The 14,714-nt window shown below is 62.5% G+C and carries 6 protein-coding genes; 1 reads left to right on the top strand and 5 read right to left on the bottom strand.

Annotation, left to right across the window (positions count from 1 at the left end; all coding sequences use genetic code 11):
- Genes JQ641_RS16860 through JQ641_RS16845 form a run of 4 tightly spaced genes read right to left on the bottom strand, consistent with a single transcriptional unit; the run spans position 1 to position 11,769 of the window.
- Positions 1-9,774 carry a non-ribosomal peptide synthetase gene (locus JQ641_RS16860; RefSeq protein WP_211997157.1) on the bottom strand — a complete coding sequence of 3,258 codons (9,774 nt, stop codon included), beginning with the start codon at positions 9,772-9,774 and terminating at the stop codon, positions 1-3.
- 51 nt (positions 9,775-9,825) lie between these two features.
- A complete protein-coding gene (locus tag JQ641_RS16855; RefSeq protein WP_211997101.1) occupies positions 9,826-10,794 on the bottom strand; it encodes a TauD/TfdA family dioxygenase in 969 nt (322 codons plus the stop codon).
- Positions 10,763-11,518 carry a thioesterase II family protein gene (locus JQ641_RS16850; RefSeq protein ID WP_211997156.1) on the bottom strand — a complete coding sequence of 252 codons (756 nt, stop codon included), beginning with the start codon at positions 11,516-11,518 and terminating at the stop codon, positions 10,763-10,765. The genes JQ641_RS16855 and JQ641_RS16850 overlap by 32 nt, the downstream gene beginning before the upstream one ends.
- Before the next feature lie 20 nt (positions 11,519-11,538).
- Positions 11,539-11,769, bottom strand: coding sequence for an MbtH family protein (locus tag JQ641_RS16845; protein ID WP_211997100.1), 231 nt, complete (start codon positions 11,767-11,769; stop codon positions 11,539-11,541).
- A 54-nt stretch (positions 11,770-11,823) separates the two neighbouring features.
- Here JQ641_RS16845 and JQ641_RS16840 point away from each other — a divergent pair, with 54 nt between their 5' ends.
- Complete coding sequence (locus JQ641_RS16840; protein ID WP_211997099.1) at positions 11,824-11,967, top strand: hypothetical protein; 144 nt, start codon at positions 11,824-11,826, stop codon at positions 11,965-11,967.
- 178 nt (positions 11,968-12,145) lie between these two features.
- Here the strand turns inward: JQ641_RS16840 and JQ641_RS16835 are convergent, their stop codons facing one another.
- A complete protein-coding gene (locus JQ641_RS16835) occupies positions 12,146-14,479 on the bottom strand; it encodes a TonB-dependent receptor (protein ID WP_211997098.1) in 2,334 nt (777 codons plus the stop codon).
- Positions 14,480-14,714: the final 235 nt, after the last annotated feature.

Here is a 14,714-nt window from a genome sequence, read left to right as displayed (position 1 = left end):
TCACAGTCCCGATGCGATCAGATCGTGAAGTTCTTCCGCATCGAACTCGCGTTCGATCAGCCTGATCGAAACGATCCGGGCGAACTGGGCGAGCTCCGGATGAACGAACAGATCCGAAATCTGGATCGACACGCCGAGATCCTGCGACACCCGGCTGAGCAGCCGCACCGCGAGCAATGAGTGTCCGCGGAGCTCGAAGAAATGATCGTTGCGTCCGATCCGCTCGACGCCCAGCAACTCGGTCCAGATATTCGCCAGCGCGATCTCGATCTCGTCCTCGGGCGCCGCATAGGTGCGACGCGACGCAGCGTCCTCATCTGGCTGCGGCAATGCCCGCCGGTCGATCTTGCCATTCGGCGTCAGCGGCAGTTGTTCGAGCATCACGATTGTCGCCGGAACCATGTAATCCGGCAGCATGGCCGACAACGCCTGGCGCAGCGCCTGGCCGTCGAGCGTCCGCTCGCCGCTGGCGTAGGCGATCAGCTGACGTCCGGCCCTCGCCTCGCGTGCCACCACGACGGCGGCGCTTACGCCGCGCTGCTCCAGCAAACGCGATTCGATCTCTCCCAATTCGATCCGGAAACCGCGAATCTTCACTTGATGGTCCGCGCGCCCGACATATTCGATTACGCCGTCAGCCCGCCACCGCGCCAGATCGCCGGTCCGGTAGAGACGCCCGCCGTCGCCGCCGAACGGATCCGGAATGAACCGTTCCGCCGTCAGCGCGCCGCGTTTCAGATACCCCCGCGCCAGCCCAACACCACCGATGAACAACTCGCCCGTTACGCCGGCCGGGACCATGTTGAGTTCAGCGTCGAGAATGTAGGCGGACCTGAGACCAACGGGCCGTCCGATCGGCGCGTATTGACCCGGCCTTAGCGCAGCCTCGTCGACCGTCCATGCCGTCGGCGCGATCACCGTCTCGGTCGGGCCATAGGCGTTGATCAGAACGCCGACATTGGCTGCCCGGCGAAACGCCTTGATGGAGGTATCGGACCAGGCCTCGCCGCCCACGATGCAAACCCTCAGCGAAAGGCGTCGGCCGCTGTGCCGCAGCGCTTCACCCAACTGGTCGGCATAGGCTGGAGGCAGGAAGAGCACCGTGACCGAATTGCCTTCGATTTCGCGCACGAGGTCATCGATCAGCAGACCCGGCCTGGACGGCAGGATCAGCGATCCACCTGTCATCAGCGGCACCAGCCAACGCTCGTGGGCAATGTCGAAGTTGATCGAAGCCGACTGAAACTCCCGATCGCCCGAGTTCATGCCGTACAGCCGGCCGATCGCCTCACAATGCATGGCGAGCGGACCGTGCGAGACCGTCACGCCCTTCGGTGTTCCCGTCGAACCCGACGTGTAGATCACATAGGCCAGGCTGTCCGGATGGATTTCGACATCGAGGTTGCTGGCATCGTCACCGGCGCGCCACTGCTGCGGCTCGTCCAGGCGCAAGGCCTCGACCCCGGTGTCGCGGAACACTGGCGCAAAGCGTTTGAGCAGCGCGCCTTCCGTCAATACCAACTTCGTCCCACTGTCGCGCAGCATGAGGGCGAGGCGATCGTCCGGATAGTCCGGATCGAGTGGTAGATAGGCGCCGCCGGCCTTCAAGACAGCTAACAGCGCGACCATCATGTCCGGGCTGCGCGCCAGCGCCAGGCCGACCAGGCGATCCGGACCAATGCCCCACCGGCGAAGCCGCCGCGCCAGCCGGTTCGACCTGGCGTTCAACTCACCATAGCTGACGGATGTCTCGCCCCACACCAGCGCAACCGACGAAGGCGCCTCTGCGGCCCGCACCTCGATATGCGCGACGACGCCGACATGAAGCGATCGCGATACCGCCAAGTTCCTAGCGCCGCTCCAGTCCAGCAGCCGCCTTGCTTCATCGTTGTCGGGCAATCCGATATCACCCACCGGTCGCTCGGTATCGGCCACGACCTGCTGCAGCAATCCGTATAAGGCGTCGCGTAGGCGCAGGATCGCGGCTCCGTCGAAACGAGCCCGGTCGTAATTAAACTCCAGATTGAGCGCATCCGCTCCGGCAAACACGGCGACCGCCAGCGCATAGTTGGTGGGCGTGACGTGCTCCACACGCCCGAGGCGAGGACCATCTTCCCCTGTTTTCCGCAACGCTTCATCGATCGGATAATTTTCGAACACCAGGATTGTGTCGAACAGCGTCTGCCCGGCATGACCGGCAAGACGCTGGATCTCGTACAGCGGCGTCCAGCCGTGCTCGCGCAAGGCCAGGTTCTGCTCCTGCAACTGGCGCAACCAATCGCCGACAGCGGCTTCCGGGTTCGGAGCATCGACGATCGGCAACGTGTTGATGAACAGGCCGACCATCTCCTCGGAGCCTGCCAGTTCCGCCGGCCGGCCCGATACGGTCACCCCGAAACAGACCGCGCCCTGCCCCGAATGCCGCCGCAGCAACTGCGCCCACGCCCCTTGAAGGAGCGTATTGAGCGTCACCCGCTCCCGCTTTGCAAATGACTTCAACCGTTCGGTCAACTCCGCGCTCACCGCTAGCGCGATGCTGGCGTGACCTGCGTCCTCCGGCGCCCTGTCGCTCGATGGCAGGGCATTCGCCAGCAAGGTCGGCGTATCAAGCTTTGCCAGCGCATCGCGCCAGAACGTGGCGGCTCCCGCATGATCGCGACCCTGCAGCCACGCGATGTAGTCGCGATAGCTGCCCTGCACCGTCGGCAGCGTGCCACCATTCACGTGCTGCAGCACCTCCGCAAGCAGCCGCGCCGAGCTCCAGCCATCGCCAAAAATGTGATGATGGGTCCAGATCAGCCAGTGCCTGGTGTCATCGAGCCGGATCAACCGCACCCGCTGCAACGGTGGACGGGAGACGTCAAAACCGCTTTCGCGCTCCCGACGTGACGCATCGGCCAGCGCGGTTTTCAGCCCGCCGCTGCGTTCCAGCGCCGCCGCGCGATCGCGCCAATCCTCCTCGACGAAGGGCACCGCCACATGACGATACACCACCTGCTGCGTCGCCCCCGCTAGATGCTCCCATACGAAGCCGGTCCGCAACGCGGCGTGCCGATCGCTCACCGCCTGCCACGCCGCCTTCAGCTTGCCGGCACCGAAGCCGAACACTTCGAGTCCGACCTGGTTGACGTAGACATCGTCAGCACCATCCCGGAGCGCGTGGAACAGCATGCCCTGCTGCATCGGCGAAAGCGGATAGATGTCCTCGATGCCGCGCAGGTCCAGAGCCGTCCCCAGCCGGTCGAGATCGGCCTGGCCGAGGCCGGACAACGCAACGTCCGACGGCGTCATGCCGGACGCGCTGCTGCAGCAATGCATCACCAGTTCGCGCAGGGCGGTCTCGTACATGTGCGCCAGCCGCTCGACCGTCTCTCGCCGATAGCGCTTGCGCCCATATCCAAAGGATAGAAGCAGACGTCCCTCACGCACCTGCCCCGTGATGTTCAGCCAGCCCCTCAGGCGAGCGGCATCACTTCGTGATGGGCCTGAACTCTCAGGTGCGAAGTCGAAAAGCGAGGAAGCACCCACGCTGCCATCAAACCGGCCGAGATAGTTGAACACGATCTGCGGTTCCGCCAGTCGCGCCAACGCACTGCGTTGCTCCTCGGAACCGAGATAGCGCAACACGCCGTAGCCAAGTCCGCGGTTCGGGACGGCGCGGAGTTCTTCTTTGACCGATTTGATCAGTGATGCGTCGTCGCCTGATCCACCATGGAGCCGCACCGGGAACGCTGCTGTAAACCAGCCCACCGTACGGGAAATATCCGTCCCGGGAAAAATGTCCTCACGGCCATGCCCCTCGAGTTCGATCGTCAAATCTTCGACCCCGCACCAGCGCGAGACAGCGCGCACCAGGCTCGCCAGCAACAGATCATTGACCTGCGTCCGATAGGCGGATGGCGCTTCCTGCAGCAGCCTCGACGTCAGGTCGGTATCGAGTACCAGCGGCACCTCTTCGCCGTCCCCGACGAGATCCGGATCACCGTGCTCGTTGTCGCATGGAAGATCTGCACCCGCTCCGCTCATCAGCCAGAACGGCATTTCACCTGCAAGCGCCGGGGCGGCCGCATAGGCGTGCAGTCGCGCTCCCCACGACGCATAGGATTCGCTCTTCGGCGGCAGCGAAACGGTGGCCGCTCCCTGCTTCAGCTCGCCGTAAGCTGCGGCCAGATCTTCCAGCAGAACCCGCCACGACACGCCGTCAACCGCCAGATGATGAATCGCGATCAGCAGTCGTTGACTGCCATCGGCAAGATCCATGGCTGTCGCGCGCAACAAGGGACCGGATGACAGCGACAGGCTCGCCTGCGCCGCGGAAGCAATCGCAGTGACCTGCGCCGCGTCGCCCACATCCGTGCGAACCAACAACAAGTCTGACGGCGCCGGCGTGGCGCCATATTCTGCCCGCCATTTGCCGTCGACCTGCTCGAAGCGTAAGCGCAACGCATCGTGGTGATCCACGACCGCAACGAGCGCACGTCGCAGCGCCTCCCAGTCCAGGCGCGACTGCGGGACCAGCAGCACGGCCTGATTCCAGTGATTCCGGTTGCCGGCGTCCTCATCGAAGAAGCGGGTCTGGATCGGCAGCAGGCGATGCCCACCGGTCACCCGGTCGCTTCCGGCGCTGGTCTCCGCCTTTGACCCCTCTTTCCTTGCGACAGGCACCGCTGTGATCGTCGCTACCGTTGCCAGGCGGGCCACGGTTTGCTGTCCAAAGACCTGTTTCGGCGTCAGGCGAATGCCGCGCTTGCGCAGCCGCGCGATGATCTGCAGGCTGAGAATCGAATCGCCGCCGAGTTCGAAGAAATTGTCGTTGCGGCCAATTCGCTCCCGGCCGAGCACCTCGCGCCAGACCGCGGCGATCGCCTCCTCGGTCGCTCCCTCGGGCGCTGCGTATTTCACGACGACCGTGTCTTGGTCCGGCTCCGGCAGCGCCTTGCGATCCACCTTGCCGTTTGGCGTCAGCGGCAGACGCTCCAGCAGAACGACCCGCGACGGCACCATGTATTCCGGCAGGACGGCAGCCAGTTGCTGCTTGATCGCGTCCGCCGTCGGCGTCATGCCGGAGCGGGGAACACAATACGCAACGAGTTCCTGCCGTTCGGCACCCGCTCCGATGGCGCGGGCCATCACCACCGCGTCAACGATCTCCTGCAACGCCTTGATCGCGCGCGCCACCTCGTCAAGCTCGATGCGATAGCCACGCAACTTGATCTGATCGTCGCCACGGCCGAGGAACACCAACCGCCCCGACTGATCGCAACGAACCCGATCGCCCGTCCTGTACAGCCGTTCCCCAGCCGGTCCGAACGGATTCGGGACAAAGCGTTCCGCGGTCAGGCCGGGTTGGCCACGATAGCCCCGCGCCAGCCCGGCGCCTCCGATATAGAGTTCACCGATGACGCCGATCGGCACCTCGTTTAGCGCATCGTCCAGCACATGGGCGCGCAGATTAGCGAGTGGCAAGCCGATCGGAACCGGACGTGCCTCACCTGCAGGCTCCCATTCATGCGTAACCGCCCCGACCGTCGTTTCCGTAGGGCCATAGTGATTGAGAATTCGGCAGTGCGGCCGCAACTGACGGACTTCGTTTAGCAGCGCCGGATCGCAGGCCTCCCCGCCGAGAATCAGGACATCGCGGGGCAAGAGATCGGCCGAGCGTGACGCCTGCAACAGGCCGCGCAAATGACTGGGCACGATCTTGAGAATGCCGACGTTGCCATCCCGCATCGCCGTCGCAAACAAATCCGCATCGAGGACGGCTTCCGGGGCCAATAGATTCAGCGTCGCCCCGGAGGCAAGTGCGCCGAACAGCACGGTGTGGCCGAGATCGGCCGCGACGGTAGAAACCATCGCCATGCTCGCGCTCGGCGACGGCTGCACGCGCTGCAGCAGGGCCTGGACATAATTGGCCAGCGCACCGTGCGACACGGCGACGCCCTTGGGCGCCCCTGTCGATCCCGACGTGTAGATCACATAAGCGGTCTGCGCTGGATGGATCGTGCTGTCCGGAAGCACGCTCACCAACTCTTCGGAGGTGGTGTCGGTGTCCGCATCGAGCACAAGGCAATCAAGCGTAAGCGCCTCGGCCAACTTCTCACCGGACGCCAGCACGATCTCGATGCCGCCATCCGCCAGTATGCTTCGGACCCGTTCCACCGGCCATTTCGGATCGAGCGGCACATAGGCGCCGCCGGCCTTGAGCACGCCAAGCAACGCCGTCACGAAGGCCGGCGATCGCTCGATCCAGAGTCCAACCGGCGTTTCCCGTGTCACGCCCCTGGCCGCGAGCATGCGCGCGATACCCTCCGACTTCCGCTCGAACTCCGCGAAGGTCAATCTGTCGCTGCCGCATTGGACGGCAACCGCGGTCTGCCGATCGGCTGTCGATGCGCGATAAAGGCTGACCACATCATTGAATCGGAACGCAGCAGACTGGCTTGGCACCACCTGCCGGTTCGCATCGTCGATGACGAAGTCCGACACAAGGCGTTCTGCGTCTTCCGCGATCTGGCGGAGCAGCGAGCCGAACTGTGTCGCCAGCCGCGAGATCGTCGCGGAGTCGAACAGGTCGGTCGCGTAGTTGAAGGTCACCTTCATGCCTTCGGCGCCATCGACAATATCAAGCGCGAGATCGAAGTGCGAGCCCGCGAGGTCCAGGATGTCGATTTCGGCCACAAGTCCTTCGACGCCCTCAAATCCACGGGGCGCCTTCATATAGTTGAACTTGGCCTGGAACAGCGGGTTGTGACCGCCGCTGCGTTCGGGCCGCAGACCATCGACCAGCATCTCGAACGGAAGATCCTGATGGGACAGCGCTTCGATCACCGCTTCCTTGACCTGCCGGAGCAGGCTCGGGAACGTCGTTCCATCGACGATCTCGGCACGCAACACCAGCGTATTGACGAAGCAACCGATCAATCGTTCGAGCTGCGCGTGACGACGCCCGGCTACGGGCACACCGACGCGCAGATCGCTCTGGCCCGTATAGCGGTACAGCAACGCCTGATAGGCCGCGAGCAGCAGCATGAATACGCTCGCGCGATGTTTTCCGGCAGTTTCCCGAAGCCGGGCGGCCAGCGTGCCTTCGATCGCAAGCCCGATCGTATCTCCACCATGGCTTTGCGCCGCCAGACGCGGCCGGTCATGGGGCAGAGCCAGCACCGGGTGCGTGTCACCCAGCTTTGAACGCCAGTATGCAAGCTGCCGGTCTGCCTCACCTCCCGCGAGCCAATCGCGTTGCCAGGTTGCGAAATCCACATATTGAACCATCGGCACCGGCGGCGGACCGACGTCGCCCCGTATGAAGCTGCGATAAAGTCCAGCCAACTCCTGGAGCATCACGTCGAGCGACCAGCCATCGACGACAATGTGATGGGCCAGCAGCAACAATTCGTGCTCGTCGTCAGCGAACTGCAACAGGGTCGCCCGCAACAACGGCCCGATGACGAGATCGAACGGTTTGGCGAGTTCGGACTGACCAAGCCCCGCGGCCTGTTCGGCACGGGCGTGTGCGGGATATGAGCGGAGATCCTCGTGCCGGATGCCAACACTAAGCGAGTCGTGAACCACCTGCCCTGCGCGGCCTTCTTGCGCGACGAACGTGGTGCGCAACACCTCATGGCGCTGGACGGTTTCCGCAATCGCCCGCGACAAGGCGGCATGATCGAGCTTTCCTTTCAAACGGACCGTGCTGGCAACCGTGTAGGCCGTTCCGCCAGGGTCCATGTTCCAGAGAAACCACAGCCGTTCCTGGGCATGGGACAAGATCATGCGACTTGCCGGCGCCGCCCGCTGGATCGGCGGAAGCGCCCGTCCTGCGCCCTCACCCACCAGGGTATCGATCCGGCCTGCGAAGGCTGCAAGCGTCGGCGCGTCGAAGAAGCTGCGCAGTTCCAGCTCGACGCCGAACCGTTCGCGGATCGCGGCGGCGGTCTGTCCGGCCGCAATCGAGTTTCCGCCCAATACGAAGAAATCGTCTTCCCGGTGGACAGCCTGCAAGCCGAGCGCGTCGCGCCAGATCGACGCCAGAGCGTGCTCGGTATCGCTCGAAGGCGCCGTCAATGCGACGCCATCGCGACGACGCCCTCTTTCGAAGACCATGAAACTGTCGAGCGTGTTGTCGGCCCAACGCCCGCTACAGGCCGAACGCTGCAGCTTCCCGCTGGTCGTCAGCGGCATCCCCTGCGGATTCAACAGGATGATGACAGCCGGATATTCCTGAGCCTGCCGAAGCACAGCCTCGCCGATGGCTTGAGCAAGAGCCTCGGGATCGCTGCGCTTGAGAACAACGCGGCTGAACTCGGCCGCGACTCCAATGCTTTCCCGTCCGTCGATCTCGACCGCAAAAGCGGCCACCCGGCCGCTGCGAACCAATTTGACGTCGGCCTCCACCGCCTGCTCGACATCTGTCGGATAGACGTTCTGACCCCGGACGATCAGCAAATCCTTGAGCCGGCCGGTGACGATCAGTGTGCCGTCCCGAACGAAGCCGAGATCTCCGGTGCGCAGCCAGCGCATGCCATCGCGTTCGACGAATGCCTTCTGCGTGGCTTCCGGGTTATTCCAATATCCAAGCGCGACACTGGGGCCGGCGAACCAGATCTCGCCGACCTCGTCTGCCCTTGCAGCCGTCGATCCATCGGTGCGCATGATGCGCGTGGCATGACCGGCAATCGTTTGACCGCAGCCCACCAGGTCGGTGCCTTCACCGGCGTTCGCAATGCGGCCCGCCGCGAGCTCCGCTGTATCGAGCGTATAGCTGACGGCTTTGGTCGCCGGGTTGCCTGCCGTCACCAGCAGCGTCGCCTCAGCCAGACCGTAGCAGGCGGTCAGCGCGCGTCGATCAAAACCGGCCGGCTCAAATCGCTCGCCGAATCTCTGAAGCGTGGCTTTGCGGACAAACTCCGAGCCGGAGAATGCGAATCTCCAACGACTCAGGTCAAGCCCTCCGATCGTTTCATCGGAAACGCGGTCGGCACACAGCGCGTAGGCGAAATCAGGTCCACCGCTCAACGTTCCGCCGTGACGATGGATCGCCTCAAGCCAGCGTCGCGGCCGCTCAAGAAAATTGCGCGGCGACATCAGGACGGCGGTAAACCCGGTGAACAGCGGATTCAACAATCCACCGATCAGTCCCATGTCGTGATAGAGCGGCAGCCAGCTGACGAAAACATCGTCGAGCGTTCCTCCGGCGACCGCCTGGATGGCCTTCTCGTTAGCCGTCAAATTGGCGTGCGAGACGCAAACCCCCTTCGGTTGCGACGTCGACCCAGACGTGTATTGCAGGAAAGCGACGGCATTCGCCGCGGGACTTGTCTCTCGCCAATCCGCAGCAAGTTCAGACGAAATCGCGTCAACCTCGATCATCCGGACATTGGTCAGTCCGGGAAGCGCTGCTTCCACGACAGCACTCAAATTCGATTCTGTCAGAATGAAGCGTGGCGCCGCATCGCGCATAATGCCGTTGAAACGGCCCGCATAGCGATCGGCAGCACCCTCGGGTGGATACGCCGGAACCGCGATCACACCCGCATACAGGCACGCATAGAATGCCACGGCATAGTCGAGCCCGCTGGGCAGCAGGATGACCGCCCGCTCGCCCGCGCAGCCCAACTGTTGCAACCGGGACGCGACGGCGCGAACCCTCGTATCGAGAGCGGCGAATGTCAATTCGCCGGCGACATCATCTCCTTCGAGGAAGCGCAACGCCACCCGATCCGGACGCAATGCTGCGTGGCCGCGCAGTCGTTCGACGAGATTGTCTTGATACATTTTCTCGAAATCCAGTCCGGAAATCCTCGCCTCGCGGTCAGCAAGGGGCAATCAGCTCTGCCGATGTGCCTCAGCCATGGCGACGATCACCTTGCGCGGGCCCTTGAACGGCGCGCGCGCATGCGCGGTCAGCATGTTGTCGAGCATGACGACATCGCCGGCCTGCCAGGGAAAACTAATCTTGTGCGCCTCCAGCACGTTGCGCACGGTGGTCAACGTCTCGTCGTCGATCCGCGACCCGTCGCCGTAGAACACGTTACGCGGCAGCTCGACCTCGTCGCCGACGACGTCGAGCAAGCTCTCACGCACCTCCGGCTCGAGATTCGAGACATGAAACAGATGCGCCTGATTGAACCAGACCCAGTCGCCCGTTACGGGGTGACGCGCCGTGCCCTGGCAGATCTGGCGCGTCCGCAGCTCGCCGTCTTCTTTCCATTCACAGTCGATGTCATGGCGGGCGCAATAGGCCTCGACCTCCGGCCTGGAATCGGTGCCGAACACCTGCTGCCAGTCGACATCTAGGCCGTTGCCGTAATTGCGGACATACATCACGCCCTTCTCGGCGAAACGCTCCCGAATGGTTGACGGCATGTCGCGATAGATCGCGCGGCTGTCGGCGATCGGCGTCTCGCCGCCCTCTTGTGCCGGCTGCATGCAATAGAACCAGATCTTCATCGGCCAATCCCTCGTATAGGCCTGCTCGTTATGCAGCGGGATATGCTGGTGCGGCGGGTATTCGGTGGACGTGTAGACGCCGGAAGTGACCTGCGAGCGTGGCGTCGATCCGAACTCGTAGCTGAGCAGCGGATGGCCGAAATCGGCCGCGAACGCCCGAAATGCGTCGGGGCCATCGAGGGTGAAGTCGCGAAACACGATGCCACCGCAATCGGTCAAGTGCCGGTCGACGGTATCGCGCAGCATCGGAAGCGCCGCGCCGAGCGGCTGCCCGGCCTTGTCGGCTTTGAACAACAACGGAAGGCTCTTGCCCTCAACGAGTGGCTGGACGGAGAATACGCTCATGATCCTTGCTCCAATGCGAACCCATCGACCGTCCCGATTGCCGGGCCAGGGCCGATCCGACCAGGTCGAGCAGTTCGGCTTGCTGCGTGTGAATGAAGAAGTGATGTCCCGGCAGCATGTCGAGCGCGAACTCGGCTGCGGCCTCCTGCTGCCAGGCTTCCAGCGATGCGCGGCTCGTCTCGTCGTCGATACCGCCGAAGATGTGGACGGGACACGGCAACGGGTGACGCGGCCGATAGTTATAGGCGCCGCACATCAGGAAATCGGCGCGCAGCACCGGCAACGCCGATCGCATGAGTTCCGCATTCGCCAGTGCTTCGTCAGGCGTCCCCTGAAGGTTGCGCAGTTCATGCAGCAGCGCTTCGTCGCTCAGCGGTAGGCGCCATCTGCTTCCGTCTCGAACGGCCGGCGCCTCCGTGCCCGACCCGAAGAAAATGGCCGGCGCCGGTGCACCGCGATCGAGCAAACTGTGGGCAACCTCAAACCCGATCAGCGCGCCGAGGCTGTGCCCAAACAACGCATAAGGACCGTCGAGTCGCGCATGAATCTCCGCGGCGAGTTGCGCGGCAAGTTTGCGGGGATCGGTCGCCAATGGCTCGTCCATGCGTGCGCCGCGTCCGGGCCACTCGACCGGCTGGACGTCGATCCACGCCGGCAGCAGCCTGCGCCACCGTGCATAGAACATGGCGCTTCCGCCGGAGTATGGCAGACAAAAAAGCCGCATCGGAAGACGGGCTCCGTTTGCTAAGCCGATTTCGGCGAAGGAGCCCCTTCGTCCATGAATTTGCGCAGCGTCAGGGGACGCATGTCGGTCCACACCTGTTCGATGTGATCGAGGCATTCCTTCTTGGTGCCGGTCTTGCCGACCGCCGTCCAGCCGTTCGGAATCTCCTTGAACGTTGGCCAGATCGAATATTGCTCTTCGTGATTGATGACGACGGTGAAGGTGACGTCGTCTCTGTCAAAAACCATCATGGCCGGCACCTTTCAGAAAAACGAAGCAACGGCGTCTGACTAGGTCAGAAGCAAATGATGGTCAAAGCAATATCGGTGATGCAGTTTTTAATAGCTCCAAACTGGCGCGTTGAAGAAGATTACAACCTCCGCGCAGCGATGGAGCGCGTGCGACAACTGGCTGATTTGCAAAGCGATCCCTATTTTGTCGAATTCTAATTGCCCGAGCTGGAACATTTTTCGTTCCCGAAAATCGTGCACCAACTCCAGATTTTTTTCATCGTCTTGTCATCAACTCCGTTGAAACGAAACAACGACAACGACCAAACAAGAAAATGCCGTCGCGGATGATATCCGCGACGGCACATGTTTGCTGGCAATAAGAGCGACGCAGCGCTCAGAAGTTGAACGTCGTCGACAGGAGATAGGTACGCGGAGCGCCGAGAGATACGGCGCTGCTCACCGTGCGATAAGAGTTCCAGTACGCCTCGTTGAAGACGTTCTCGACACTAGCGCGAATGACGATCGGCTTGCCGTTCCAGGGAGACAGGAACGTGTACCGCGCACCGAGGTCAACCCGCGTCCATGACGGCAACTCCTGCGTATTCGCATCGTTGGCGTAGCTCTCGCTGGTATAGATGACCCGACTCGTCAGCGTGAGCCCGTTCAGGAAAGGCGTGTCCCATTCAGTGCCGAAATTGATATTGACCGCCGACACACCGACAGGTGTCTTGCCATTGTAATTGAAAATCAATGCTCCGGCCGAGGTCGATTGCCTGACCACTTCGCCATCGATCAAGGTCACACCACCCAGCACCCGGATCGCGGGCGTCACCTCACCGAAGACGTACAGCTCCATGCCACGATTGCGCTGCTCGCCGGACAGTCGTCTCGCAGGCAGAACCTGCCCCGGCACGGCAACCGCTATCGCGTTCGGGCTGGTGATATCGAACACGCTCGCCGTGGCGGTGATGCGGCCCATATCGATCTTGACGCCGGCCTCCATCTGCTTGGTCTGAGCGGGCGGGAGGATTTCTCCGATATTCGAGTACGTCGTGGCTCCGGCGACGACTTCCGGCGCCTTCAGTCCTTCGATGTAATTGGCGTAAAGCGCGATGTTGTCCAGCGGCTTCACGATGACTGCATAGCCGGGACTCCACGTCGGAACTTCAACGCTAGATGGGATGCCTGTCAGGCGGTTTAGACTGTCCGCGCCTGCCGTCTGTCGCCTGGCCCCAACGATCACCTGAAGTCGATTGTTGAACATCGACATCGTGTCGGCGATGCCGACACTGCTAAGCTTTGTCTGGCTTTCGAGATTCTGGACGATGGTGGCGAAGTTCGGGTACGGGATCGCGACCGGGTTATACAGGTTTGAATTGACCGCAGCGCCCGCCCTGCCGAACGAGCTGTAGTCGCGCTCGAAGGCGGAGTAGTTGACCGTCACGAGGTGGTTGACGGGGCCGGTATCGACCGAGGCACGAACCCCGACCTCGCCCGCATAATTGTCATAGACGTCGCGACCATTGAAGGGCGCGGCCGTCCAGGCGCCGTTGGCGTTCGTGATGCGTGGCGATGGGTAGATGTAGTCGATCTCGCTCTTATGGTACCCGACCGCGCCATATACAGTGACCGAATCGGTCAGATCGACCTCGCCGCGTGCCATCGCGAACGCGTCCCTGGGCTTCCATGTCGCCCAGTCCGGCATGTAATTGGTGCCGGGCTTCGGCAAGGCTGGAACCGGAATGGTGGTCGCAAACGGAGGGCTGGTGGTGAACGTCAGGAACCGCAGCGGAGGGTTCAGATTTTCGGCCTGATAACCGAGATCCGTGGAGAAGCGCACACGCTCGCCACGGTAGTCCATATTGAGCACGGCATTGCCGATCTGGTCAGTCTGCCGGTCGAACGCGGTCTGTCCGCCACCTCCACCGCCATTGAATCTGATTCCGAACTCCTTGTTCTCGCCGTAGCGCCGCGCCACATCGACCAGCGCTCCGACTTGAGACTTGGATATATATCTAGTGGTAAGCTGCGTGATGTCGTAGTCGGGAGCGCTCTTCGTTACCAGATTAATGCTTCCCCCGACGGCCCCTGCGGGCGGCATGCCGTTCAGCAGTACGGCCGGCCCCTTCAGAACCTCGACCCGCTCGAGGTAATTCGCCGACGTTGAATAGAACGGTGCCATGCCATAGAGGCCGTTCATGGAATAGTCGCCGCTGTCGTAGTAGAAGCCGCGAATATAGGCGCCGTCGATGCCGTTGCCGCTGGGCGTCTTCATCCGGACCGAGGGATCGTTCATCAGGACATCGCCGACGGTCCGCGCCTGCTGGTTCTGAATCGTCTGCGCAGTATAGCTGGTCTGGTTGAACGGCGTGTTCATGACGCCGCGATTGCCTAGAAATCCGAGCTGGGATCCCGTCGCAACCTGCCCGCCCGCATAGGGGGCCGGAGGCGCACCGAGCGCTCCGGTCGAAGGTGTCAGATACGGAACCGGTTCGACGCGGCGAAGCGGCGCCGCGGCGACGCGGCGTTGCACGCGCGATGTCGACGTTTGCGTTCTCCGTACCGCGGGCCGCGCTCGCTGCTGCGTCGGAGCATCCACCGTGACGGGCGGCAAGCTCTGCGCGAACGCTTTCTGACCGCTGGCAAAATCAAGAGAGAGCGCAAGATAACTCACCGCCCCCAGCGAAACAGCGCGCGCAACATTTCTGGCCGCAATCTTATACGTCATACTTCCACCCCAAAGCCCATAAGCAGGTCCCTGAGGCCGTTCTATCTTCGCGAGTGGAAACAGCGAGTAGAAGCTATCTAAGGTAACGGCCCGTGCGAACAACAGATTGCATCAGTGGCGATCGAGCAACACCGAATACTTTCGAGTCGTTCTAAACAATCGCACTAACATTTTTTAAGCGTTCTAAATTTGCAAGTTGCGCGCGAAATTGAATCACATGCGCGACGTCAACTCC

Source organism: Bradyrhizobium sp. JYMT SZCCT0180 (assembly GCF_018130165.1).
GTDB lineage: Bacteria > Pseudomonadota > Alphaproteobacteria > Rhizobiales > Xanthobacteraceae > Bradyrhizobium.
This window is presented reverse-complemented; position numbering and strand designations above follow the sequence as displayed.